Annotated in this window: 17 protein-coding genes; 13 read left to right on the top strand and 4 right to left on the bottom strand. The window is 47.4% G+C overall.

What is annotated here, in order from left to right; translation table 11 throughout:
• Positions 1–112: 112 nt before the first annotated feature.
• Positions 113–3,682 carry a glycosyl hydrolase 2 galactose-binding domain-containing protein gene (locus C9991_RS04040; RefSeq protein WP_106811311.1) on the top strand — a complete coding sequence of 1,190 codons (3,570 nt, stop codon included), beginning with the start codon at positions 113–115 and terminating at the stop codon, positions 3,680–3,682.
• 122 nt (positions 3,683–3,804) lie between these two features.
• Here C9991_RS04040 and ltrA (C9991_RS04035) read toward each other — a convergent pair whose 3' ends face one another.
• The 3 genes from ltrA (C9991_RS04035) to C9991_RS04020 form a co-directional block, all read right to left on the bottom strand.
• Positions 3,805–5,211: a group II intron reverse transcriptase/maturase gene (gene ltrA / locus C9991_RS04035; RefSeq protein WP_106811310.1), complete on the bottom strand. Its 1,407-nt coding sequence runs from the start codon at positions 5,209–5,211 to the stop codon at positions 3,805–3,807.
• Between the two features lie 514 nt (positions 5,212–5,725).
• Positions 5,726–7,132 carry a group II intron reverse transcriptase/maturase gene (ltrA, locus tag C9991_RS04025; protein ID WP_106810824.1) on the bottom strand — a complete coding sequence of 469 codons (1,407 nt, stop codon included), beginning with the start codon at positions 7,130–7,132 and terminating at the stop codon, positions 5,726–5,728.
• Between the two features lie 509 nt (positions 7,133–7,641).
• A complete protein-coding gene (locus C9991_RS04020; protein ID WP_106811309.1) occupies positions 7,642–8,949 on the bottom strand; it encodes a uracil-xanthine permease family protein in 1,308 nt (435 codons plus the stop codon).
• 226 nt (positions 8,950–9,175) lie between these two features.
• Here C9991_RS04020 and C9991_RS04015 point away from each other — a divergent pair, with 226 nt between their 5' ends.
• The gene (locus tag C9991_RS04015) at positions 9,176–10,489 is read left to right on the top strand and encodes an ATP-binding protein (RefSeq protein WP_106811308.1); all 1,314 of its coding nucleotides are present in this window, start codon (positions 9,176–9,178) and stop codon (positions 10,487–10,489) included.
• 151 nt (positions 10,490–10,640) lie between these two features.
• Here the strand turns inward: C9991_RS04015 and C9991_RS04010 are convergent, their stop codons facing one another.
• On the bottom strand, positions 10,641–12,191 hold the full coding sequence (locus C9991_RS04010; RefSeq protein ID WP_106811307.1) for a YifB family Mg chelatase-like AAA ATPase: 1,551 nt from the start codon (positions 12,189–12,191) through the stop codon (positions 10,641–10,643).
• 183 nt (positions 12,192–12,374) lie between these two features.
• Between C9991_RS04010 and C9991_RS04005 the strand changes: the two genes are divergently transcribed.
• The 11 genes from C9991_RS04005 to C9991_RS03955 all read left to right on the top strand — a co-directional run bounded on the left by C9991_RS04005 (position 12,375) and on the right by C9991_RS03955 (position 26,875).
• Positions 12,375–12,602, top strand: coding sequence for a helix-turn-helix transcriptional regulator (locus C9991_RS04005; RefSeq protein ID WP_106811306.1), 228 nt, complete (start codon positions 12,375–12,377; stop codon positions 12,600–12,602).
• A gap of 26 nt (positions 12,603–12,628) precedes the next feature.
• Entirely contained in the window at positions 12,629–12,952 is a 324-nt protein-coding gene (locus tag C9991_RS04000; RefSeq protein ID WP_106811744.1) for a HipA N-terminal domain-containing protein, read from the top strand.
• Between the two features lie 12 nt (positions 12,953–12,964).
• Positions 12,965–13,903, top strand: coding sequence for a HipA domain-containing protein (locus C9991_RS03995; protein WP_106811305.1), 939 nt, complete (start codon positions 12,965–12,967; stop codon positions 13,901–13,903).
• Between the two features lie 104 nt (positions 13,904–14,007).
• The gene (gene ruvB, locus C9991_RS03990; protein ID WP_106811304.1) at positions 14,008–15,042 is read left to right on the top strand and encodes a Holliday junction branch migration DNA helicase RuvB; all 1,035 of its coding nucleotides are present in this window, start codon (positions 14,008–14,010) and stop codon (positions 15,040–15,042) included.
• Positions 15,043–15,174: 132 nt separating this feature from the next.
• Positions 15,175–16,329: an N-acetyltransferase gene (locus C9991_RS03985; RefSeq protein WP_106811303.1), complete on the top strand. Its 1,155-nt coding sequence runs from the start codon at positions 15,175–15,177 to the stop codon at positions 16,327–16,329.
• 2 nt (positions 16,330–16,331) lie between these two features.
• Entirely contained in the window at positions 16,332–18,284 is a 1,953-nt protein-coding gene (locus tag C9991_RS03980; RefSeq protein ID WP_106811302.1) for a DNA topoisomerase IV subunit B, read from the top strand.
• An 89-nt stretch (positions 18,285–18,373) separates the two neighbouring features.
• Positions 18,374–19,930 (top strand): S41 family peptidase, encoded by a 1,557-nt coding sequence (locus tag C9991_RS03975; protein WP_106811301.1) that lies wholly within the window; start codon positions 18,374–18,376, stop codon positions 19,928–19,930.
• Between the two features lie 202 nt (positions 19,931–20,132).
• Entirely contained in the window at positions 20,133–21,107 is a 975-nt protein-coding gene (locus C9991_RS03970; RefSeq protein ID WP_106811300.1) for a PCMD domain-containing protein, read from the top strand.
• A gap of 64 nt (positions 21,108–21,171) precedes the next feature.
• Positions 21,172–22,311 carry a BamA/TamA family outer membrane protein gene (locus C9991_RS03965; protein ID WP_106811299.1) on the top strand — a complete coding sequence of 380 codons (1,140 nt, stop codon included), beginning with the start codon at positions 21,172–21,174 and terminating at the stop codon, positions 22,309–22,311.
• Between the two features lie 96 nt (positions 22,312–22,407).
• Entirely contained in the window at positions 22,408–25,206 is a 2,799-nt protein-coding gene (locus tag C9991_RS03960) for a SusC/RagA family TonB-linked outer membrane protein (protein ID WP_106811298.1), read from the top strand.
• Between the two features lie 25 nt (positions 25,207–25,231).
• On the top strand, positions 25,232–26,875 hold the full coding sequence (locus C9991_RS03955; protein ID WP_106811297.1) for a RagB/SusD family nutrient uptake outer membrane protein: 1,644 nt from the start codon (positions 25,232–25,234) through the stop codon (positions 26,873–26,875).
• The last annotated feature ends 24 nt before the right edge of the window (positions 26,876–26,899 follow it).

Genomic DNA, 26,899 nt, shown 5'->3' with positions numbered 1-26,899 from the left:
TTACATATATAAATTGCTTGTTCATTTAAAATTCTTTTGTTAACTTCGCATAGACTTATCGCTTTTTAGCAAAACATCCTAAGCCACCGAACCTACAAAACCTACTTTTAATATGACCTATCCTATGAAAATAGCCAACATCATCATTGCATCATCATTATTTGCAACGGCAACTATTGCCGCCACACCCGACAATACAGACAACTTATCGTTAATGCGTCAGGTGCGCACATCGTCGTGCTTTGACTACAATCTTACAGGACAACTTATTACAGACGGCATAGTATATAAAACCATGCCCCCTACCCTAACCGTTAGCAATGCCGACGGACCTCTGCCAAGACGCGAACGAGAATGGGCTATAGATGGAGGCGAGTGGACACGCAACACACTTATGGGCTACAGCAACTATCTACAATATCAGTGGACCGCTATGTCGGTAAAGGCAAACCGCATAAGCCTAAGATGCAACGTGGCTTACGACGAGAGCAAGGCCAACAAGGGCTATAGCATACGTGTGTTGATGCCTAATGGACGCAGAAACAAGAAAGAATGGCACGTGGTAGCAGAAAGCAAAGGCGACGGACTACCCAGAGCTTTATCCAAACACAAAGTAAACAGCGACCCAAACAAGCAAACAGGAACATCGCTATTGCCACAGCGTGACATAAATATACAATTAGACTTGCCTAAAGACTGCCAAGATATCAACAACATACGTATAGAGTTCAGCATGGAGGGAGCTGCATACTGGACAGTATTCAACATCGACTTCTACAATAACGGAGAACGAGTGCTGGCAGACGTTATACCAAACTCGCACTTTGGCAGTGCTTGGATGAGTGCCGGCGAAGGAAATGAGTGGGCACAAGTGGACCTTGCAGGAAAGTGTACTGTTTCGAGCATAAACCTTTCATGGATACGCCGACCACGACACGGATATATAGAAGTGAGCGACGATGCACAGCAATGGCAACGTGTGGCAGAATTGCCAAACAATAGCAAGCGCAACTACGACCGCATCAGCCTAAATCATATAGACTGTCGTTACGTACGTGTTAATATGGAAGGGGGCAGCATAGACGTGGCCAAGACGGGCGATATACCAACAAAGACTTATATATTGAGCGAACTTAAAGTGGAGGGCAAGGGAATCAATCGCACTATGCCTAACACCAAAGACACATACGCCAACAACCGAATGATGCTAAATGCTGGCGACTGGAAGGTGTGCCGAGCCTCGCAAGTAACAGTGGGTGGCGAAACTTTATCTACAGACAAGTTTACTACAGATAATGGTTGGATAGCAGCAACAGTTCCGGGAACAGTACTAACAAGCTTCGTAAACTATGGTGCCATAGCCAATCCCAACTACGCTGATAATATGTTCAGCATAAGCGATGCCTACTTCTGCTCCAACTTTTGGTATAGACGCACCTTCGTTATACCGCAGGAGATGAGAGGACAACGCGTACTGCTAAACTTCGACGGTATAAATTGGAAAGCCGATGTATGGCTCAATGGCAAGAAGATAGACCGCATAGAGGGCGCATTTACACGCTCTACGGTCGACATTACACCTTATATTAATAATGGGGTGAACACCATGGCTGTGCTAATACACAAAAATGCGCACCCAGGGTCTATAAAAGAAAAGAACCATCTTAACACCGACTTCAACGGAGGCATACTTGGCGCCGACAACCCTACATTTCATGCAACAACCGGTTGGGACTGGATATCAACCATTAGAGGTCGTGATATCGGTATATGGAACGATGTATACCTTACGTCGACAGCCTCTGTAACACTTTCAGATCCCGTAGTAAGCACCCATCTTGACAATCTGCCAGACACACTGGCTTGCATTACACCACGTGTCATAGCACACAACTGGCTAAATAAAGATGTAAGCGGAACGCTGAAAGGATGGATTGGCAACCTCAAGTTCGAGAAAAAGCTTACGCTAAAAGCTGGCGAACAATGCGAGGTAGTATTTAATCCCGAACAATACCCCACACTTAACGACCAGCGCATACGCCTTTGGTGGCCTAACGGATACGGCGAGCCATATCTACACGAAGCTGGATTTGAGTTCGTAGCAAACGATAAACAGAACAACACAACCAATGCTCGTATAGGCTACAAGGCAGGTATAAGAGAGGTACGATACGCCGATGCAAAGACACAGCTTAAACTATATGTTAACGGCAAATGCCTTGTTCCATTGGGAGGTAACTGGGGGTTCTCAGAGTCGAACCTCAACTATCGCCAACGCGAATACGACATTGCCGTGCGTCTACACCGTGACATGAACTTCAACATGATACGCAACTGGGTTGGAATGACGGGCGACGAGGAATTTTATGATGCTTGCGACAAGTATGGCATTATGGTGTGGCAAGACTTCTGGCTTGCCAATCCTGCCGACGGACCCGACCCAGATGACGAGGAAATGTTTATGCGCAATGCACGCGACTTTACAAGTCGTATGCGACGTCATCCATCCATTGCCCTATACTGCGGACGTAACGAGGGATATCCACCTAAGACTCTTGACGATGCTTTGCGTAAAACCGTGGCAGAAATGAACCCAAATATGCTATACATATCGTCTTCGGCAGACGAGGGAGTAAGTGGACACGGACCATATTGGGCAGAGCCTGCTCGCACTTACTTTGCAAAACAAAGCGGGAAATTGCATACCGAACGTGGAATGCCTAACATAATGACACCCGAAGGCACACATAAAACACTTGGCAACACAGTTGAATGGAGACCAGGAGATGCTTGGGGACAACACGACTTTACGCAGGCAGGCGCTCAGCGCGGCGCATCGTTCATGGCTATTGTAGAGAAGATGTTCGGCAAGATTACATCTGCCGACGAATTTACACGCCTTGCCCAGTGGCAGAACTATGAAGGATATCGTGCTATGTACGAGGCTGACTCTAAGTATCTGCAAGGCTTGCTCATATGGATGAGCCATGCTTGCTGGCCAAGTTACACATGGCAATGCTACGACTATTACTTCGAGCCTACAGCTGCCTTCTATGGAGCACGCAAGGCTTGCGAACCATTGCACATACAACGCAACGCCTTGACACGAAACATAGAGATAGTAAACCGCATAGACGTAAATCATAAGGGGCTTGTTGCTACACGTGAGTTGCTCGACATAAACGGCAACCTTATATGTATGGACAGCAATACCACCGACATAAAAGGAGTATCGACTATTGAATTGCCTGCACTTGCCACCGACTCTGTGCCGGATGGTATAGACGGAGATGTGTACTACATACGATTGAAGCTTGCAGACAGTAAGGGAGAGACACTATCTACCAACTTCTACGTGCTGTCTGCCAACGAGGGAAACCTACAACAACTTGCATCTCTACCCGAGGTAAACCTTACCGTTTCAACCGAACGATACTCGGACAATACACTTACTGTGTTCTTAAAGAATGCTTGCGACACACCAGCAATGATGATAAGACTGAACCTTAAAACGGATGACGGCGAGCAGGTACTTCCGGTTGATTACTCGGACAACTACTTCCACCTTATGCCTGGCGAGGAATGCTTTGTCAACATAGAATGGAATAAGGCAGATGCAAGACAGAAGGTTCCGTTTGTGGAGATGACGGGATATAATGTAAAGCAACGTACTCTGAGGTAAAACAGAACAATTAAATGTATGATATACCTAATCGAGTAGGAGGAAAACGAAGTAGTTTTCTTCCTACTTTCGTTTTCCGACCTCTCACACCACCGTACATGCGGTTCCGCATACGGCGGTTCCTATTTTTGGTGCCATTCGAGATATGTCCCCATTAAAGTAGCATACCCTGCGGAGCGTAGCTTATTGTTATCTATCGCCCTTTTTAGAACAGGACTATCAGCTATTCGCCAATAACCCTTACGAGTATTACCCCATTCGTATGCTTGGTATTTATTAATACCACATCTGATAAGGTTTGCCACTTTTGTCTTGACTTTCTTCCAAGCTTTCCATATACACATGCGTATTCTACGTCTTAACCATTCGTCTGTCTCCAGCAAGAGACGCTTCATGTTGGCAAGGTGATAATAACCGACCCACCCTCTTATGTATTCTTTCAGCTTTTGCTTCCTCTTGGCATATCCCCATCCGTTGCTGCGACTTGTCAGTTCTTTTAGCTTTGACTTCATCTTGGCTTTGGACTTTGGGTGCACCATGAGTTGACATTTGCCCTTCATTACATAAAAGGAATAGCCGAGGTATTTCACTCCGCGCACATACGACACTACAGTCTTTTCCTTGTTGACTTTGAGATATAGAACATTTTCTATAAATCGGGTTATAGACTCCTTTACTCGCCTTGCTGCTCTTTTGGACTTGCAGAATATCATCGAGTCATCGGCATAGCGCACAAAGGGGAGTCCTCTGCGGTCGAGTTCTTTGTCCAATTCGTTGAGCATTATATTACTCAACAACGGACTTAGCGGTCCTCCTTGGGGAGTTCCCTCTTCGCTCGCTTCAAACAAGCCTTTGTCCATTACACCACTTCGGAGATACTTGTGTATAAGACTGACCACTCTGCCATCTTTTATCGTACGGCTGAGGATTTCTATGAGTTTGCTATGGCTCACGGTGTCGAAGAAGCGTTCAAGGTCAAGGTCTACTACATATATGTAGCCTTCGTTAACTATCTTTTGCGCCCCTCGTAGTGCGTCATGGCATCCTCTTCTCGGTCGGAAGCCGTAGCTCGTCTTGGAGAATTGGTTCTCATAGATGGGAGTCAGTACTTGGTTGATGGCTTGCTGCACCAAACGGTCTACTACTGTAGGTATTCCCAACAGGCGCATCTTGCCATTGTCTTTGGGTATTTCTACCCTTTTCACTGGGTTCGGACGGTAAGAGCCGTCCATCAAGGAACGGATGAGCAAGTCCTTATTGGTCAAGAGCCATGGGAGCAACTGCTCGCACGACATCTTGTCGATACCACCACAGCCTTTGTTTCTCATAACAGCCTTGTAGGCTCGGTTGAGATTCGCAGGACTAAGGATTTGCTCGAAAAGGTGTTCCTTGTCGAATGGTACTTCCACGATGTTGTCTTCACACATCCACATGAAGGTCTGCACTCCCCCATACCATTCGGTTTCCGACCTATCTCTTTGGGGGCAGCCATTAACTTGGGATAATGTTTTCTGCATTCTTTCCTTCATGAGGTATGTTTCAATTACTATCGTTTAATTGTTAGGTTCAGCCCTTCGTGCAACATTATCGACGATTGCACTACTATGGCGTCTGCTGACTTCTCACGACAAGCTTTACTCCGCTTCTTTCGTAAAAAAAAAACTATTTGAAGCGTCCGTGAGACCTCCTCGGATAAGGGCTTTGTCTTTCCATCTTATACCTACTCCATTTACACCAACCATTCCGAATAGCTATGGGACTTTGATTTGTTTAGCAATCTCATCCATGGTCAAATGCCTTATATGAAGTTTCTGTCCGTTAGGTCAGATGTTTGCCGCCGGCTTCTTTCAGATTTCACCTCACGATGAACACCCTTGCCCTTGGCTATGTAATTCCCGCTATTAGGGCTTACTCGGGACTTGCACCCGTTAGACAATGCTCGTGCCGAGCAATCGAGTAGGAGGAAAACGAAGCAGTTTTCTTCCTACTTTCGTTTTCCGACCTCTCACACCACCGTACGTGCGGTTCCGCATACGGCGGTTCCTATTTTGGATACCATTCGAGATACGCCTCCATTAAAGTAGCATACCCTGCGGAGCGTAGTTTATTGTTATCTATCGCCCTTTTTAGAACAGGGCTGTCAGCTATTCGCCAATAGCCCTTGCGAGTGTTACCCCATTCGTATGCTTGGTATTTATTGATACCGCATCTAATGAGGTTTGCCACTTTTGTCTTGACTTTCTTCCAAGCTTTCCATATACACATGCGTATTCTACGTCTTAACCATTCGTCTGTTACAAGCAAGAGACGCTTCATATTGGCAAAGTGATAATAGCCGACCCAACCTCGTATGTATTCTTTCAGCTTCTGCTTTCTCTTGGCATATCCCCATCCATTGCTGCGGTTTGTCAGTTCTTTCAACCTTGACTTCATCTTGGCTTTGGACTTTGGGTGCACCGTGAGTTGGCATTCGCCTTTCATCACATAAAAGGAGTAGCCGAGGTATTTCACTCCGCGCACATACGACACTACGGTCTTTTCCTTGTTGACTTTGAGATATAGAGTATTCTCTATAAATCGGGTTATAGACTCCTTCACTCGCATTGCAGCCCTTTTGGACTTGCAGAATATCATCGAGTCATCGGCATAGCGCACAAAGGGGAGTTCTCTGCGTTCAAGTTCCTTGTCCAATTCGTTGAGCATTATGTTACTCAACAATGGACTTAGCGGACCGCCTTGGGGAGTTCCTTCCTCGCTCGCTTCAAACAAACCTTTGTTCATTACACCACTTCGGAGATATTTGTGTATAAGACTGACCACTCTGCCGTCTTTTATCGTACGGCTGAGGATTTCTATGAGTTTGCTATGGCTCACCGTGTCGAAGAAGCGTTCAAGGTCAAGGTCGACTACATATATGTAGCCTTCGTTGACTATCCTTCGCGCTCCTCGTAGTGCGTCATGGCATCCTCTTCTCGGACGGAAGCCGTAGCTCGTCTTGGAGAATTGGTTCTCATAGATGGGAGTCAATACTTGGTTGATGGCTTGTTGCACCAGACGGTCTACTACTGTAGGTATTCCCAACAGGCGCATCTTGCCATTGTCCTTGGGTATTTCTACCCTTTTTACTGGGTTCGGACGGTAAGAACCGTCCATCAAGGAACGGGTGAGTTCATCCTTATTGGTCAGGAGCCATGGGAACAATTGCTCGCACGACATCTTGTCGATACCACCACAGCCCTTGTTTCTCATAACTGCTTTGTATGCTCGATTGAGATTTGTGGGACTAAGAATTTGCTCGAAAAGGTGTTCCTTGTCGAATGGTACTTCCACGATGTTGTCTTCACACATCCACATGAAGGTCTGCACTCCCCCATACCATTCGGTTTCCGACCTATTTCTTTGGGGGCAGCCATTAACTTGGGATAATGTTTTCTGCATTCTTTCCTTCATAAGGTATGTTTCAATTACTATCGTTTAATTGTTAGGTTCAGCCCTTCGTGCAACGTTATCGATTGTTGCACTACTATGACGTCTGCTGACTTCTCACGGCAAGCTTTACTCCACTTCTTTCGTAAAAACAACTATTTGAAGCGTCCGTGAGACCTCCTCGGATAAGGGCGTTGTCTTTCCATCTTATACCTACTTCATTTACACCGACCGTTCCGAATAGCTATTGGGCTTTGGTTTGAATAGCAACCTCACCCACGGTCACATGCCTTATATGAAGTTTCTGTCCGTTAGGTCAGATGTTTGTCTTGGGCTTCCTTCAGATTTCATCTCGCGATGAACACCCTTGCCTTTGACTATGCAATTCCCGCTATTAGGGCTTGCTCGGGACTTTCACCCGTTAGACAATGCTCATGCCGAGCGTACTACTAAAAAAGTAGCGGGGACCTTATGGCCTCCGCTACTTTTTTATATAGGGTTTAGCTGTATTAGCTAATTATTATATTCTGTTGTTATTCAACCACCATCTTCTTAGGCAAAACAAGATTAAGAATTACGGCAAGAAGGAATACCACTGCCACGCAGTTTTCGGCAAACACTGTGCGTACTATCTCAGGGAAAATGGCAAACATACCTGTTGCCTGGGTAAAGCCAAGACCAACACTAAGCGACAAGCTAACAATAACCATATTGCGCTGAGAGAATCCAGCACGCGACATCATACCAAATCCAGCAAAGAGAATGCTGCCGAACATCATTATTGTACAACCGCCAAGAACTGCTTGAGGAATAGTGGTAAGAGCGGCACCAATAACTGGGAACACACCACCAATAATCATAACAACTGCTCCAACGCCAATGGTAAAGCGGTTTACAACACCTGATATGGCTGCAAGACCTACATTCTGACTGAACGATGTGATTGGGGTACAACCGAACAAACCAGAAACTGAACTTACGAAACCATCGCAACAAATAGCTGAGCCCATCTCCTTTGTTTCTGGGTCGCGCTTCAATGCACTATTGCAAAGGGCAGAAGTATCGCCTATTGTCTCGGTTGCCGATACAAGATATACAGCCACTACAGACAATATGGCACCTATATTAAACTCTGGTGTGAACGGGAGCAAACGTGGAAGAGCGATGATTGACTGACCCGACAAGCTATCGAAATTGACCATTCCCATAAAACAAGCCAACACATAGCCCACAACAAGACCTACAAGTACTGAGAGCGAACGAAGGAATCCCTTTGCAAAGACCTGGCAAAGGAGGCAGGCAAGAAGTGTAACAGAGCCTACAATCCAATTACTCATGCTACCAAAATCGGGTGCACCCATACCACCTGCAAACGAGTTGGCACCAATAGGCAAAAGAGAGAAACCTATAGCAGTAACAACAGTGGCCGACACAACATGCGGGATAAGCTTAATCCAATACTTGACAAAAAGTCCGAGCAATCCCTCAACAAGGCCGCCTATAATAACGGCACCGATAAGTGTGCCCATACCATATGTTCCGGCAATGCCGATGGCGAGCGAAAGGAAGGTGAACGAGATGCCCATAACAATTGGCAAACGCGAGCCCACACGCCATACTGGGAACAACTGCACCAATGTTCCGATACCGGCTATCACCATACAGTTCTGTACGAGAGCGGCACTTACTGCACTATCCAGCCCAACGGCTGCGGCAAGAATCATGATTGGAGTGATGTTGCTGACGAACATTGCCAGCACGTGTTGTAAACCGAATGGGAGAGCTTTTCCCAATGGCACTCTACCGTCAAGTTGGTAGAGATTCTCAATAGAATTTTTCATTGCGTTTATGAATGTTGTGAATGTGGGGACAAAGGTACAAAAAATCAAACAAAATTTAAATAAACTACACGAAACAAATTCTACGCCATTACACGATAACAAATTTCGGTGATGATGTCCACGGCGATGGTCAAGGATAACTAACTACATTAATAAGTATTAAAAATGTGCAATCCTGCCACTTTTTCATAGGAGAAATGTGTAACTTTGCCACAAATTCATAGATATGGAAATAAAGAGAGACATAATAGACCATCTGAAAGAGTGGAAGACAAGCACGCGAAGAAAGCCACTGGTGCTTCAAGGAGCACGTCAAGTAGGCAAATCGTGGGCGTTGAAAAAGTTTGGTAAAATGTGTTTTGAAAGCACCGTATACATTAACTTCGACACTATGCCTACCATAAAGGAGGATTTCGCAAGGACAAAGGAACCGCGAAAACTTCTGAAAATACTTGAGATGACCATGGGGCAAGCCATCAACCCAGACTCCACACTAATAATTTTTGACGAGATACAAGAATGTAACGACGCGCTAAACAGCCTGAAATATTTTTGCGAGGACGCTCGCGAATACTGTATCGTGTGCGCCGGATCATTACTGGGCGTTGCCCTTAACCGTTCGGGAGCATCGTTTCCTGTGGGCAAGGTTGACTTCATGCGACTACAGCCAGTATCATTCGCTGAGTATCTACGTGCAACCGATGCCAAACTCTATGCCTCATACGAAATGATTGACGAAGTGATGACCGTACCAGAAGTGCTGCATGAGCAACTTACTGATGCCTACATAGAATATCTGCCACTCGGCGGTATGCCCGAAGCCGTAAGTGCCTATCTTGACAGCCGACAATGGAGCGACGTGGCAACCATACAAGATGGCATACTGCAATCCTACTCGCTTGATTTCGCAAAGCACATCAGCAACAAGGACATTCCACGAGTATTTCAGGTATGGGCCAATCTTCAGGACCAACTGGCACGCGAAGACAAGAAATTCCGTTATGCCGACATAAAACAAGGAGCAAGGGCGCGTGAATATGAGGGGGCAATAGAATGGCTGTGCCTCGCAGGGCTAGTACACCGTGTATCGGCTGTAGAAACCCCGCGTCTGCCACTCTCAGCCTATAAGAAAAGCAATGCTTTCAAACTGTATCTCAACGACGTTGGACTACTGTGCCGCAAGTTCGGACTCGACCCTCGCACAGCCATCCAAGGCAGCACGATGTTCACCGAGTTCAAAGGAGTGCTTGCCGAGAACTATGTGCTGCAGTCGCTTGTGAGGCAGTTTGGCAACGGGCAATACTACTGGACATCGGGCAACACTGCCGAAGTGGAGTTTATTCTGCAACACGAAGGCGAGATAATCCCTATTGAGGTAAAAGCCAACCGCAACATCACCGCCAAGAGCCTTGCCCTCTACCGCAAGACCTATTCGCCACGACTGGCCGTCCGCCTGTCGACACTAAACATGCGCAAGGACAACGACCTGCTGAATATGCCGCTGTATTTGGTGGATAAATTGAAGGGGTTTGTAGGATAGTTTTTGCTTAAACAATATGACAAGTGATTTCTTTCACTTGCGTAAACCCACTTCTACGTCCATAATTCTTGGTGTGTGCATTTCTTGCACATACCAAACCTTCATCCAATTCTCCCTCTTTAAATATATTAGAGATATGACCAATTTGGGTTTAATACATTCTCCTTTCCGCCCAATCGCCTCTATCCAGATTTCTATATCCAATAGCCTCGCTTATATGCTGCACCTGCACACATTCCGATCCATCGAGATCAGCAATGGTACGTGCAACTTTTAGTATACGGTTGTATGCACGTGCCGAGAGAGAGAACCTCTCCATTGCCATACGCAACTGGTTGATAGAAGCCTCATCAGGTTCGGCAAACTGATGTATCATACGTTCTGTCATTTGAGCATTGCAGTGGATGCCTTTAAAGTCCTTGAAACGTTCGGTCTGTATGTCGCGTGCCTTAATAACACGTTCGCGAATAACTGAACTTGATTCGCCTGGCTGCGCCTGCGATATATCCTTAAACGGCACGGGAGTTATCTCGCATTGGATGTCAATGCGGTCGAGCAACGGACCCGAAATCTTATTCATATATCGTTGTATCTGCCCAGGTGTGCAGCAACAATTATGGGTAGGGTCATTGTAATAGCCACACGGACACGGATTCATTGAGGCAATGAACATGAAGGAGCATGGAAACTCAACTGTGTATTTGGCACGTGATATTGTTATCTTATGGTCTTCGAGCGGTTGGCGTAACACTTCCAATGTTTGCTTATTAAACTCTGGCAACTCATCTGCAAAAAGAACTCCATTATGTGCCAAAGATATTTCGCCTGGCTGAGGATTGAAACCACCACCAACAAGCGCAACCTCACTAATAGTATGATGTGGAGCCCTGAACGGACGCTGCGATATAAGCGATGTGCCACGTTGCAGTTTGCCGGCAACACTATGTATCTGCGTTGTCTCTAAACTCTCGGAAAGCGATAGAGGAGGCAATATTGATGGAAGACGCTTTGCCATCATCGACTTGCCAGAACCAGGAGGGCCTACCATGATGAGATTGTGACCACCAGCAGCAGCAACCTCTAATGCGCGTTTTACAGATTCCTGACCACGAACGTCGGCAAAATCGAGTTCGTACTTATATTGTTTTTCGTAAAACTCGCGACGTGTATCAACAAATGTAGGTTCGTATTTTTCTGTACCAGAAAGAAGTTTAATGACATCTATAATGTTTTCCATGCCATATACGTCAAGGTTGTTCACAACAGCAGCCTCGCGCTCGTTCTGCTTTGGAACGATAAGGCCTTTATACTTCTCTGCCCTTGCCTTTATGGCAATTGGAAGTGCGCCTTTAATTGGTTGCAGCGTTCCATCAAGACTCAACTCACCCACCATCATATAGTCGCCCAATACTTCGCTCACAATGCCACCACTAGCCGCCAATATACCTATGGCCAATGGCAAGTCAAACGAACTGCCTTCCTTTCTTAAGTCGGCAGGAGCAAGATTGATAGTTATATCGCCATGCGGAAACTTATAGCCATTGAACTGCACAGCCGACGCTATACGGTCGCGTCCTTCCCTAACAGCAGTATCGCCCAGTCCAGTCATACGATACATTACACCAGGCACAATGTTCACCTCAACCGTAACAGTCGTAACGTCTAGGCCGTTAACAGCAGCAGAATAAGTTTTTACGAGCATGATAGTATATGGTTTTAAAGGTTAGTATATAAAGACAAAAGTAATATTTTTGCTTGAAAATAACAACAAAATCGCAAAAAACATATAATTGAATATATATTTTATACCCTTTCGGGTGCAATATGAAATATTTTTAGTATATTTGCACCCGAAAGGGTATAAATTAAATATAACTATTTAGAAATGGACTCACCTATAGCATCATTCGTAAAGGAGCGTCGCAAAATGTTCAACCTTACACAAATCGACCTTGCAGAGAAGTCGGGGGTAGGTTTAAGGTTTGTACGCGAACTGGAGCAAGGCAAACCCACTCTGCGTCTTGATAAAGTGAATCAAGTGCTGGCATTGTTCGGACATGAAGTAGGAGCAGTACCGGTAACAAATATACTTGTTAACAAAGAAACGTGTTGACCACAAACAAAGGAGACAGAATAATTATGAAGAGTGCCAAGATATACATGTACGAAAGATATGCCGGAATGCTGAAAGAGGACGAGAATGGTTTTTCGTTTGTATACGATCCCAGCTATCTGCAACAACCAGACGCTGAACCAATAAGCCTAAGTATGCCTCTGCGTAAGGAGCCTTATGAGGACAAGGTTCTGTTTCCTTTCTTCGACGGATTAATTCCAGAAGGTTGGCTACTCAATATTGCAGAGCGTAGTTGGAAGATAAACCAACGTGACCGCATGTCGCTACTCCTTGCATGTTGCAAAGACTGTATCGGCGCTGTGAGCGTTGTACCTGAAGAAGAAATATAAAAAGCCTCAACTATGAATAAATGCCTATACTGCTATAAGCCATTGAAAGACGGGCAAACCGACTTTCATCCTGCATGCGCACGCAAGTTATTTGGCGTGAAAGAAGCTCCCACTTTACCCTATTGCCGCAGTCAAATATCCGATTTAGCCAAGCAGGTGGTACGTGCACAAACCACACTTACGGGTGTACAAGCAAAACTATCGCTCGATGTAAATCCTGGTGGACGTAACGAGCCAGACCGGTTTACCATAGTAGGACTATGGGGACGCTATATCCTCAAACCACAAACCGATGCATATCGAGCTTTGCCAGAACTGGAAGACCTTACTATGCATATGGCTGAGGCAGCCAAGATAGCTGTGGTGCCCCACTCGCTTATACGCTTTGCCGATGGCGAGCTCTGCTATATTACACGACGTATAGACCGCGACCGCAATGGTTATAAAATAGCAATGGAGGACATGTGCCAACTGTCAGAACGCCTTACAGAATACAAATATAAAGGTTCGTATGAGCAGATTGCAAAACTGATAAAGAAGTATTCTGCCACACCACAACTCGACCTTGTAAACTATTGGGAGGTGGTTGTATTCTCATGGATTACGGGCAATTCGGACATGCACCTAAAGAACTTTTCGCTTTACAAGACACCGCTCGGCTACACTCTCACCCCTGCTTACGACCTACTATCTACAGCTATAGTCATGCCGGAAGATAAAGAGGAACTTGCGTTGACGCTCAACGGCAAGAAAGCTCGATTGAAACGCAGCGACTTTGAAAGGTCGATAATAGCATCAGGAGTTAACGATAAGGTTCTTGACAATATTGCCAAGAAATTCCGCAAAGCTCTAATAAAATGGGTTGCACTAATAGATGATTCTTTTCTGCCAGATGATTTTAAACGGCAGTACAAGCGACTAATTATTGGGAGAATGTTGCGACTGAAATAATATCAGCAAACCTCCACTTAAAGAACCTCAACAAAGATATACATCTTGTAGTTGGGGCATTTATGAATAAAAATAATTATCTTTGCAAAAAATAACAAAAGAAAATGGAAGAAGATTTCGACATACGACAGGAGCGGATGGCGAAGGGCGAAAAGGATTTTGAGAATGCCCTCCGTCCTCTACGATTCGGCGACTTCAGCGGACAGCAAAAGGTTGTAGACAACCTTGAGGTTTTTGTAGAAGCAGCCAAGTATCGTGGCGAACCGCTCGACCACACTCTCTTGCATGGACCTCCAGGCCTTGGCAAGACAACACTTAGCAATATTATTGCCAACGAACTTGGCGTAGGATTCAAGATAACAAGTGGACCTGTACTAGACAAACCAGGCGACCTTGCAGGCATTCTTACCTCGCTAGAGCCTCGCGATGTACTATTCATAGACGAAATTCACCGATTATCTCCACTCGTGGAAGAGTATCTCTATTCGGCTATGGAGGATTATCGCATAGACATAATGATTGATAAAGGACCGTCGGCAAGATCTATACAGATAGACCTCAACCCATTCACACTGGTTGGCGCCACTACCCGAAGCGGACTGCTCACAGCTCCATTGCGAGCTCGTTTCGGCATTAACTTGCACCTCGAATACTACGGACCAGAGATGCTACAGAAGATTATAAAGCGATCGGCTATGATAATGAAGGTGCCAATAGACGACGATGCAGCTATTGAGATAGCCCGACGCTCGCGTGGCACGCCCCGTATAGCCAATGCCTTACTACGACGTGTACGCGACTTTGCTCAAGTGAAGGGCAACGGACATATAGACCGCGACATAGCACGACTCTCGCTATCAGCTCTCAACATCGACCAATACGGTCTTGACGAGATTGACAACAAGATTCTGCTAACTATTATAGACAAGTTTCATGGTGGTCCTGTTGGTGTCAGCACTATTGCCACAGCCATCGGCGAAGACACGGGCACAGTGGAAGAGGTATACGAACCTTACCTCATAATGGAGGGATTCATCAAGCGCACACCACGTGGACGCATGGTAACACCCCTTGCCTACCAGCATCTCGGCAGACCAATGATGTGCAATAATACCGCCGAACCAACATTGTTCGATTGATACACAATAAAGGCCAGCACACATAAGTTGCTACAAAATAAATTTAAATATCGGCTTGATATTCTTTAATTTAGCCTTTTTTCATTACTTTTGCAATTTTAAGAAACATCAAACAAGCAAGAATTAGAATAGATGTCAGCAATAGAAATACGCAAAGTGGAATCGCGCAGCGACCTGCGCACCTTCATAGAGTTTCATTACGACCTTTACGAAGGCAACGAATACGACGCTCCAAACCTCTATACCGACGAGGTGAACACCCTACGCAAAGACAAAAATGCCGCATTCGACTTCTGCGAGGCCGAATACTTCATTGCCTATAAGGATGGCAAGGTGGTGGGGCGTGTAGCAGCCATCATAAATAATAGTGCGAACGAAAAATGGCAACGCAAGGCTGTTCGCTTTGGCTGGATTGACTTCATCGATGATATCGAGGTGTCAAGAGCTCTGTTCAACGCTGTAGAAGACTATGGACGTTCGAAGGGTATGACAGAAATAATCGGTCCACTTGGATTCACCGATATGGATCCCGAAGGTATGCTTACCGCTGGATTTGATCAGCTTGGTACACAGGCTACTATCTACAACTATCCATACTATCCCAAGCATATGGAGAGCCTTGGTGGTTGGGAAAAAGATAACGACTACGTGGAGTACAAGCTCTATGTGCCAGAGCAGATTCCCGAGAAGTATGCTAAGGTAGCTCAGATGATTCAGAAGCGTTACAACCTGCACATCAAGAAGATTAAGAAAGACGAGATTTTCGGCGAGAACGGATATGGTCAGAAGATATTCGAGGTTATCAATGCCACCTTCGGTCATCTATACGGATACTCAACGCTTACGCAACGACAAATCGACCAATACGTCAAGATGTATCTGCCTATGGTAGATCTAAGCCTCGTGTCGCTCATCGAGGATTGGAATACGCCCGACCACAAGCTTATCGGCGTGGGCATAACGCTACCTTCGCTTACGCGCGCTTTGCAGAAGTGTCGCAAGGGTCGACTCTTCCCCTTTGGATGGGTTCATATCCTGCGTGCTTTGAAGCGTCATAAAACCAACATCGTAGACCTGCTGCTTGTGGGCATCCTGCCCGAGTATCGTCCAAAGGGTGCCAACGCTCTACTCTTCTACGACCTCATACCGCGCTATCAGAAGTACGGCTTCGAATGGGGCGAAACCCATGTTGAGATGGAGACCAACGAGAAGGTGCAAGGGCAATGGCAGTATCTTGAGCGAGAGTGTCACAAGCGCCGCCGCTGTTACAAAAAGAACATTAAGTAAAAATGGAAGAACAAAACATTCAACCCACAGTCCAATACACCGACGACAACATTCGCCACCTGTCCGACATGGAGCATGTGCGTACCCGTCCTGGTATGTACATTGGTCGTTTGGGTGATGGAAACTTGCCCGAGGACGGCATTTACGTGCTGCTTAAGGAGGTAATCGACAACTCTATCGACGAGTTTAAGATGAATGCCGGACGCCGCATAGAGGTCGACATCGACGAGCGTCTACGCGTGTCTGTGCGTGATTACGGACGCGGCATACCTCAAGGCAAACTCGTTGAGGCTGTATCCGTGCTCAACACAGGCGGCAAGTACGACTCCAAGGCATTCAAGAAAAGTGTCGGTCTGAACGGTGTTGGTGTTAAGGCTGTAAACGCTCTATCCGCCCACTTCGAAGTAAAGTCATACAGAGACGGCAAGGTTAGGGCGTTGAAGTTTGAAAAAGGCAACCTTACAGACGACCAAACTACTAATACAGAAGACGAGAACGGTACATACATATTCTTTGAACCAGACCCTACTCTGTTCATAGGCTACTCGTTCCACGATGACATTGTAGAAACGATGCTCCGTAATTACACCTATCTTAATACGGGGCTCACAATCATGTATAACGGTCATCGTATACTCTCACGCAACGGTCTTGCCGACTTGCTGACTGACACTATGACCACCGACCCGCTCTACCCCATCATACACGTTAAGGGCGAGGACATCGAAATTGCCTTTACACATACCAACCAGTATGGCGAGGAGTATCATTCGTTTGTCAACGGTCAGCACACCACTCAGGGTGGCACACACCAAAGCGCCTTTAAAGAACACATAGCACGCACCATAAAGGAGTTTTTCGGCAAGAACTACGAGTTCACCGATATACGTAATGGACTTGTGGCTGCCATTGCCATTAACGTGGAGGAACCAATGTTTGAGAGTCAGACCAAGATTAAGCTCGGCTCTTTGCAGATGTCTCCGGGCGGCGAAAGCATCAACAAATATGTTGGCGACTTTGTAAAACTTGAGGTTGACAATTTCTTGCATATACATGCCGATGTGGCTGAGGTTATGCAACAAAAGATAACAGAGAGTGAGCGCGAACGCAAGGCCATGGCTGGCGTAACTAAGCTAGCTCGCGAGCGTGCCAAGAAGGCAAACCTTCACAACCGCAAGTTGCGTGATTGCCGCATACACTACTCTGACACAAAGAACGACCGCAAGGAAGAATCATCAATATTTATAACTGAGGGCGACTCGGCGAGTGGTTCTATCACAAAGAGTAGAGATGTTAATACTCAAGCGGTTTTCTCGCTACGAGGCAAGCCGCTCAACTCGTATGGTCTTACAAAGAAGGTCGTTTACGAGAATGAGGAATTCAATCTGCTACAAGCGGCCCTTGATATAGAGGAAGGCCTCGATACGCTGCGTTACAACAAGGTTATCGTGGCAACAGATGCCGATGTAGATGGCATGCACATACGCTTGCTCATCATAACCTTCTTTCTACAATTCTTCCCCGACCTCATAAAGAAGGGTCACGTCTTTGTGTTGCAGACACCTCTGTTCCGTGTACGCAATCGCCGTACCAAAATACGCAACAAGGCTGTTATAGCCGCTGCAGACGAACGTCTTACGGGAAAGGAGAAAAAGAGCGACTTTATTACTCGCTACTGTTATAGCGAAGACGAACGTCTAAAGGCTATCAAAGACCTCGGTCCTGACCCTGAGATTACCCGATTCAAAGGTCTTGGCGAAATTTCGCCAGACGAGTTTGTCCACTTTATAGGTCCAGACATGCGCCTCGAACAGGTAACACTACACAAGAACGACCAGGTGCAAAAACTTCTTGAATACTACATGGGAAAGAATACCATGGAGCGTCAAAACTTCATCATAGACAATCTGGTGGTGGAGGAAGATTTGCCAGAGGAGAATGTAATAGAAGAGTAGTAAGTAGATGTGGTTGATTTGCTTGGCATTCCTACAAAACAACCACACCTACAAAACCTACCACACCACCATAAAAACCAAAGAAATCAATGAAAAAAATCAGTCTAATAGTCCCCTTACTATTTGTTGCCTGCATCCTCTTTGCTCAAAGGAGCAACCCTCTACGCAAGCTGCAAATAGCCGAAATGGCCATTTCACAACTATATGTCGACACAGTTGACCAACAGAAACTGGCAGAAGAAGGAATAAGAGGGATGCTCAAGTCTCTCGATCCCCACTCTACCTACACCACAGCCAAAGAGACAAAGGCTATGAACGAACCGCTTGAAGGCTCGTTCGACGGCATAGGCGTGCAATTTAACATGGTGGAAGATACACTACTCATCATACAGCCTGTATCCAAAGGTCCATCCGAAAAAGTAGGCATACTTGCCGGCGACCGCATCATTACCGTCAACGACACAACCATTGCTGGTGTCAAAATGCAACGCTCCGACATAATGCAGCGTCTACGCGGACGACGTGGTACAAAGGTAAAACTCGGCATAAAACGCCGCGATGTCAACGAACTGCTATACTTTACAGTTACACGTGGCAAGATACCCGTACACACACTTGATGCCTATTATATGATTCGACCACATCTCGGGTATATCCGTATTGGATCATTCGGCGCAACAACTTATGGCGAGTTTATGCAAGCTGTCGATTCGCTTCGCCGTATTGGGATGCACGATATCATCATCGACCTGCAAGATAACGGAGGAGGATTTCTACAAGCTGCTGCCAAGATAACAGAAGAATTTCTGCAGAAGAACGACCTTATTGTATATACAGAAGGTAGGGCTCAGAACAGACGCAACTACCGTGCTGACGGCAACGGAAGTCTGCGCAAAGGCAAAGTTTACGTGCTTATCAACGAGTATTCAGCATCGGCTGCCGAAATTCTTACAGGTGCCTTGCAGGACCAAGACCGTGCCACAGTCATAGGCCGGCGCTCCTTTGGTAAAGGACTCGTTCAACGCCCCATCGAGTTTGATGATGGCTCAATGATTCGTCTTACCATAGCCCACTACTACACACCATCAGGCAGATGTATTCAGAAGCCATATGCCAAAGGCGACCGCGAGGACTATGCCATGGACATAGAGAAGCGCTTTAAAAATGGCGAGTTATATTCGGCCGACTCTATCCACTTTGCCGACTCGCTGAAATACCAAACTCTGCGACGTCATCGCACAGTATATGGAGGTGGCGGCATCATGCCCGACGAGTTTGTACCATTAGACACCACACAGTTTACAAAGCTCCACCGACAGATTGTGGCACGCTCGCTCATCATCAACGCCACCTTGCGTTATGTAGACCAGCATCGTACAGAGCTCAAGAGTCGTTACACAAACTTTGACGACTACCTTGCCAACTACCATGTGCCGCAGGCTATGACAGACAGTATCTTTGCCGAGGCGGAGCGCCTTAAGCTCAAGCCATGCACAAAGGAGGAACGCGACAAGACGCTGCCTATGCTTACCTTGCAGCTCAAGGCTTTGATAGCACGCGACATCTGGGATATGAACGAGTACTATCGAATCATGAACGAGAGCAACCGCATCGTGGCGAAGGCTGTAGAGATTGCCGGCAAGTAGAGCCACATCCATACCCAATACACCCTCCATATTATCCTTATAAATATCCTATTTAGCCCAAAGCGGAAACTTTTAACGTATAAATAGTTTCCGCTTTGGGCTTTTTTATATATCTTTGCACTTTTAGTAATGCAAACTTTAGGCTATCTATCTGATAGTAAGAAAGAAATAAGTGTTGTTTATAGGATAAACAATAAAGAATATGATGTATGTAAGTAGAAAATTGCGCTGGGTGGCATTGGCTGCCGTGCTCGGTTTAAGTGTTCCCGTCATCGCCAACGGCGATGGCAAGTTTGTTCCTTTTAAATATGGCAATTTCGATACCTGGGTAACACGTCAGATACACGAATCGGCTGTAATTGGAGGCAAGACCAAGACCCTCTACGAGATAGGTCCTAACCGCGCGCTCAAAGGCAACAATCCCTACACCAATCTTGGAGGTTCGCCTTGGGGTACCAGCAATGTCATGGCAAAGGTCATGGGCATTGTGAAGACCAACAACTCGGTATACCGCGACAACCGCGGCTCGGGCCATTGTGTAAAGATGACTACACATATCGAGACCTGCAAGGTGCTTGGTATGATGAACATCAAGGTGCTTGCGGCAGGCAGCATCTTCCTCGGCGACATGAAGGAACCTATAACTGGAACTAAGGAAGGACCCAAAGCCCTTAACTGGGGCATACCCTTCACGCATCGTCCAAAGGCTCTGCGCTTCGACTATCGTGTGCAAGTGCCGGGCAACAAGAACCGCATACGACAGAACGGATTTTCAAAAGCCACCACAGTTGCAGGTCCCGACTACTGCATAGCCGTACTCTATCTGCAACGACGACACGAGGATGCAGCCGGCCACATAACGGCGCAACGTGTAGGCACCATGGTTGTAAAATATGGCGCATCTACCAACGGATGGGTCAACGGCGCCACTTACGAAATTCATTACGGCAACATCACCCACCAACCATTCTACGATGCTGCGACAATGGGCTTGCGCTCTACCGACTATGCCCGCAACTCCAAGGGACAAAGCGTAATTGTGCACGAGACGGGATGGGCCTCAGCAGATGCCGTGCCTACACACATTCTATTGCAGTTCTCGTCAAGTCATGGCGGGGCCTATGTTGGGACAGTAGGAAATACGTTGTGGGTTGATAATGTAGGATTGGTTTATTAAAAAATAAACATTAAAAGCCATACAATACAGTTGATTTTAATAACTGAGTAATATAATATACAATATGAAACTTCGCCCCATACTACTTGTCGGCATGTTATTCGTCTTTCTACACATAAGCGCCGTAGAAAAAGCCGATACCATCAGACGCCACGGTTTTATAACCCGACTGCTCGACTACTTTAACGATGCCAACAAGGAGAAGAAGGACAAGCGGTTCGACTTCAGCATCATAGGCGGACCCCACTACAGCACCGACACCAAGCTCGGATTAGGCTTGGTGGCTGCCGGACTGTACCGTTCCGACCCCAACGACACCCTGCAGCCGCCCAGCAACGTGTCGCTCTTCGGCGATGTGTCGACAGTAGGCTTCTATATGCTTGGCGTGTCGGGCACGCATATCTTCCCCGGCGACCGCCAACGCATCGACTATACCACCTACTTCTACTCCTTTCCGTGCTACTATTGGGGCATGGGCTACGACATGGGCAACAACAACGACAACAAGAGTGAGATGAAGGACTGGCAGGCGCAGATGAAGGCGAGCTGGCTGTTTGCCACTGCCAACGACCTCTTTATCGGTCCAACCATTACCTTCGACTATATACACGGCAGCCAGATAGAGCGTCCAGAACTGCTTAATGGGCAGCGTGCTACAACATATAACATAGGTGCTGGTTTTACTTTGTTGTACGACACCCGCGACAACCTTACAGCACCAAAGCGTGGCGTATATCTATCGTTGCAGCAACTATTTAGACCCCGATTTATGGGCAACAAGTATGCCTTCAGCACAACCGACCTGCACACAAGCGGATACGTACCCTTGTGGAAGGGAGCAACCCTTGCTGCCGACTTCCGCACGCTGCTCAACTTTGGCAATCCATCGTGGGCAATGATGGCGTTGCTTGGCGACAGCTACTCGATGCGAGCGTACTACGAGGGCCGCTATCGCGACAAAAACAAAATTGAGACACAAATAGAGCTGCGCCAACATATATGGCGACGCAACGGTATCGTGCTTTGGGCAGGAGCCGGAACCGTATTTCCTAAGTTCTCGGAGATGCGTATGAGCCACATTCTGCCCAACTACGGACTGGGCTACCGCTGGGAATTCAAGAAGAACGTAAACGTACGCCTCGACTATGGATTCGGCAAAGCCGGACAGAGTAGCTTTATATTCAATATCAACGAGGCTTTCTGATATTATCAACGAGGCATTCTGATATTCGAGTAGACAAGTGGACAAGCAGACGAGTGGACTCGTCAACAATAATAAGAATAAACTAACTATATAAATATGGAACTAAACAAGAACCTAATCGTGGCAATGCTCGCGACGGGCATAAGTGCAAACACATTTGCAGCCAACGATTCTACAAACCCTGAATCTGTTGAAACACGCCGCGACACGCTCAAGCTTAGCGAGATTGTGGTAGTGGGTTACGGCAAGATGCGCCGCAAGGACATCACCAGTTCGATAACCACCATCCAGTCGTCAGACCTCAATCAGGGTGTCTACACCTCGCCGGCACAGCTGTTGCAGGGCAAGGTACCGGGTCTAACTGTATCGAATAGTGGCGACCCCAATGCCGCTCCAAGCATTACACTACGTGGCGCGTCTACCTTGCGCACCGGTGCAGCCATGGAGCCTTACTATATAGTCGACGGTGTTCCAGGCGTCGACCTCTCTCTTGTAGCTACCGACGACATCGAGTCGATAGACATTCTGCGTGATGCCACAGCCACAGCCATCTACGGTTCGAAGGCTGCCAACGGCGTTATAATCGTAACCACAAAGCACGGACATGCTGGCACAGCCCGTGTAACCTACAACGGCTACATGGCTGTAGAGTCGGTATCTAAGAACCTCGACCTTGCATCGGCTGCCGACCTGCGTACCTATGCCGCAAACAACGGCTTTGAGCTTACCAACGATATGGGAGCCAATGTCGATTGGCAGAAGGAGGTACAGCGCACCGGTATTTCCCACAACCACAACCTTGCCGTGTCGGGTGGCAACGCCCGCTCGGGATATAACGTGTCGCTCAACTATCTCAACCACGAGGGTATAATACGCTCGTCAGAGATGGAGCGATTCGGAGCACGTGCTCTTGCCCACTCAAAGGTGCTTAAAGACCACTTGCAACTGTCGTTGGGTGTAAATGCAAGCCAGACAACAAAGAAGGGCATCGAGGCTCAGGAGCAAGGCATTAGCGTTACCGACGCTATGGTTTACTATTCGCCATGCCAGGCTGTACGCAACGACGACGGCACATGGACCGAATCTACAAGCACCACCCAATACTACAACCCGCTGTCGATGATAAACGAGGACACCCGACAGACCGTATACCGACGTATGCAACTCACGGGTAAGGCCGACCTCAACCTGCTTAAGGACCTTACATGGACCGCCCAGTACTCGTATATGTACGACCAGAATGTGCTCTCCGAATATCATTCTACAAAGTCGCAGATTGTTAAGAACAACGGCCAGGCAACACGCTCTACATACATGAACAATAAAGAGGTGTTTGAGACTTTTGCCAACTACAACCACAGTTTCCCCGGATACCACCGTGTGGGCGCCATGATAGGCTATTCGTGGGAGCAGACTAACCAGGACGACGGCTTCGGCTTGACGGTCAAGGATTTCTACAACGATGCCGTTAAGTACTACAACCTTTCGTATGCCAACAAGATTGACGGCATGGACGGTGTGGAGAGCGGAGCCGAATCTACCCTCCGTATGATTTCGTTCTATGGTCGTCTAAACTACTCTTATGCCTCACGCTATAACTTCCAAGCCACGCTGCGCCGTGACGGCTCATCAGCATTCGGCAAGAACAACCGCTGGGCTACATTCCCGTCAGTATCAGCAGCATGGCGTATAGGCGAGGAAGAGTTCATTCGCAACCTCGGCATCTTCTCCGACCTTAAGCTGCGTGTGGGCTATGGCGTATCGGGCAACTCGCTCGGCTTTGACGCCTACTCGGCACGACGTACCTACGGAGTGTCTGGATGGTTCCAGTATACCGACGAAAACGGCGTTACAACCGACAAGCACACGCTTGCCGCTACCAACAACGCCAACCCCGACCTGAAGTGGGAGCGTACCGGAATGTTCAACATCGGCGTAGACTTTGGTTTCTTCAACTCACGCCTTACGGGTACTATCGAGTATTACGACAAGCGCACATCCGACCTTATCTACTATTATCCCGTGTCGACCAACCGCTATCCCTATGGCACTATGACGGCCAATGTGGGCGACATCTCCAACCGAGGCATAGAGCTTACCATTAACGCCATACCCGTACAGAACGATGACTGGCAATGGACTACAACCCTTAACCTCTCGCACAACCGCAACCGTGTTGAGAAACTGTCTAACGCAGCCTTCTCGGTTAAGTATCAAGACCTTGGCTATCCTTGGATTGCTGGCAACACCAATGTGGCTGTACAGCGCCTTATGGAGGGCTGCCCGATAGGCCAGTTCTATACATACGAGTTTGCCGGACACGACGAGAACGGCATCTCGCAATTCTGGGTACACGATCCCGCAACTGGCAAGCGTACCGGCGAGAAAACAATCAAGCCCGAAGATACCGACCGTACCAAGACGGGGTCGGCTCAGCCAAAGCTTACATTAGGTTGGACCAATAACCTATCGTACAAGAACTGGACACTCAACCTTTTCTTCCAGGGTATGTTCGGCAACAAGATATTCAACGCTCTGCGTGCCCAGTACAACAGCGTTACATTGATAAAACAAGGCAAGAACGTGCTACGCGAGGCTCTTACAAACCAAAACTACGGCGACGTCAACTCGCAGTCGCCCTCTGACCGCTATATCGAGAACGGCTCGTTTATGCGCCTTTCGTCTATGACTCTGAGTTACAACTTCGGCAAGCTTAAGGGTTGGGTAGACAATCTCTCTGTATATGCCACATGCAACAACGTGTTTACGCTTACCTCTTACAAGGGTGCCGACCCTGAGGTGTCTCTTGGCGGACTTACCCCAGGCATCGACTGGCGTAAGGATTACTATCCACACACACGCACATTCATGTTCGGCATGAAGGTTAGTTTCTAATAAAACCCTAAACAGATTAAAAGCAATGAATAAGTCAATAATATACGCGTTGGCATCATCGGCACTTGTGCTTGCCACAAGCTGTACCGACCTTGATGTAGACGTAAAGTCGAAATATACCGAATACCCCACCGAGTCGGAGATAGCGCTTGAGGCTAAGATGTCCGACGTCTACTATGCCTTCCGCACACAGTTGGGCAACAACTACAATCGCACGCAGACCTTTGCATCAGACGAGGCAGCAGGCATAAGCTTTGACGGCGACTACTACGACAGCGCCGAGAACGTAAACCCAACCTTGCACAACTTCAACCCCGAGAACAAGCCACTAAACTATTGGGCCGACCTTGCCTCGGGCATAACCAAGTGCAACCAGTTTATAGACGACCTTGCCGGCAACAACAGCAAGGCTATGCAGATAGCGCAGGCGCGCACCATGCGTGCCTTCTACCACTTCATTCTTATGGACAGCTTCGGCGACGTACCCGTGCTCGACCGTGTGCCCGACGATGGCGAGGCTGTAGAGCGTAAGCCACGTGCCGAGGTGGCTGCCTTCATAGAGAAGGAGCTTAAGGAGTGCTTGCCAATACTGTCCGACAAGAACAACGCTGCAACCTACGGCAAGCCCAACCGCTGGATGGCTGAGGCTCTGCTGGTGAAGCTATACATCAACTGGGGTGTGTACACATGCGCCAAGGTAGCCGACTATGATGCTGCAACTTCCGTCAACAACAAGCTCGACGAGTGTGTGGCTATGTGCGACGACATCATCAAGAGCCATCTGTTTAATCTTGACGATGCCTACCGCAAGAAGTTCCTCTACAACAACGGAGTACACATCAAGGACTTTATCTATGCCATGCCATACGATAAGGTAAGCGCACAGGGACTGAAGTACGGCCAATATCGCACCTTCCGCAAGGTGGATGGCGGCGACTCTATGGGCTATCTTGGCGGCAAGATGAACAAGTCGTGTGCTGGTATATGTGCCATGAACGAAGAGTTTGCCAACCTCTTTACTCTACCCGGCGACGACCGCAACGACATAATCCTTGGTGCCACAACCGACGGCAAGGTGTTCATTCACGACGCTCTTACCGGCGAGCCTACTGCCAATCCGTATATATACAAGGGCGAGCAGCTGGTGCTCTCTAAGAAGATACAACTTAAGGACGCCAGCGAGACAGCCCGCCAACAGCTCGACTGCGGCGCAACACCTAAGGGTTGGAGCCAAGGTTACCGTTCGTTGAAGTTCTATCCCAACCCAAACGAGTATGCCTCTTACGAGCGCAACCAGAGCAACGACGTGCCAATCTTCCGCTATGCCGACATCATCCTTACCAAGGCAGAGGCTCTGCTGCGTGGCGCACAGCAAACCAACGAGGACACACCTCAGTCGCTTCTCAACCAGATACGCAGCTATGTGCACGCTCCGCAGTTTATTGGCACACCTACATTACAGGACATTCTCGACGAGCGTGGCCGCGAGTTTGTAGACGAAAACTGGCGTCGCAACGACATGATACGTTTCGGAACATTCGAGAACGAGTACGGATTCCACCGCAAGGGATTCCCTGGCGCACGCTTCGACAAGTCGTGCCGCATCCTCCCCGTGCCTAAGGCTATAATGCAAGAGAATAAGAACTGGAAACAAAACGAAGGTTATTAACCCGCATCCCCATCCGCCTTTGTG

This window comes from Prevotella merdae (genome assembly GCF_900290275.1).
Classification (GTDB): domain Bacteria; phylum Bacteroidota; class Bacteroidia; order Bacteroidales; family Bacteroidaceae; genus Prevotella; species Prevotella merdae.
The sequence above is the reverse complement of the archived record's forward strand: the minus strand, read 5'-3'. Positions and strand labels throughout refer to the sequence as shown.

Bases quoted from the DNA above. Each gene is read 5' to 3' on its own strand.
- C9991_RS04040 (WP_106811311.1), top strand. From the start codon at position 113: ATGACCTATCCTATGAAAATAGCCAACATCATCATTGCATCATCATTA.
- C9991_RS03995 (WP_106811305.1), top strand. From the start codon at position 12,965: ATGAATAAATGCCTATACTGCTATAAGCCATTGAAAGACGGGCAAACC.
- ruvB (WP_106811304.1), top strand. From the start codon at position 14,008: ATGGAAGAAGATTTCGACATACGACAGGAGCGGATGGCGAAGGGCGAA.
- C9991_RS04005 (WP_106811306.1), top strand. From the start codon at position 12,375: ATGGACTCACCTATAGCATCATTCGTAAAGGAGCGTCGCAAAATGTTC.
- C9991_RS03965 (WP_106811299.1), top strand. From the start codon at position 21,172: ATGAAACTTCGCCCCATACTACTTGTCGGCATGTTATTCGTCTTTCTA.
- ltrA (WP_106811310.1), bottom strand. From the start codon at position 5,211: ATGAAGGAAAGAATGCAGAAAACATTATCCCAAGTTAATGGCTGCCCC.
- C9991_RS03960 (WP_106811298.1), top strand. From the start codon at position 22,408: ATGGAACTAAACAAGAACCTAATCGTGGCAATGCTCGCGACGGGCATA.
- C9991_RS04015 (WP_106811308.1), top strand. From the start codon at position 9,176: ATGGAAATAAAGAGAGACATAATAGACCATCTGAAAGAGTGGAAGACA.
- C9991_RS04010 (WP_106811307.1), bottom strand. From the start codon at position 12,191: ATGCTCGTAAAAACTTATTCTGCTGCTGTTAACGGCCTAGACGTTACG.
- C9991_RS03970 (WP_106811300.1), top strand. From the start codon at position 20,133: ATGATGTATGTAAGTAGAAAATTGCGCTGGGTGGCATTGGCTGCCGTG.
- C9991_RS04000 (WP_106811744.1), top strand. From the start codon at position 12,629: ATGAAGAGTGCCAAGATATACATGTACGAAAGATATGCCGGAATGCTG.
- ltrA (WP_106810824.1), bottom strand. From the start codon at position 7,132: ATGAAGGAAAGAATGCAGAAAACATTATCCCAAGTTAATGGCTGCCCC.
- C9991_RS03980 (WP_106811302.1), top strand. From the start codon at position 16,332: ATGGAAGAACAAAACATTCAACCCACAGTCCAATACACCGACGACAAC.
- C9991_RS03975 (WP_106811301.1), top strand. From the start codon at position 18,374: ATGAAAAAAATCAGTCTAATAGTCCCCTTACTATTTGTTGCCTGCATC.
- C9991_RS04020 (WP_106811309.1), bottom strand. From the start codon at position 8,949: ATGAAAAATTCTATTGAGAATCTCTACCAACTTGACGGTAGAGTGCCA.
- C9991_RS03955 (WP_106811297.1), top strand. From the start codon at position 25,232: ATGAATAAGTCAATAATATACGCGTTGGCATCATCGGCACTTGTGCTT.
- C9991_RS03985 (WP_106811303.1), top strand. From the start codon at position 15,175: ATGTCAGCAATAGAAATACGCAAAGTGGAATCGCGCAGCGACCTGCGC.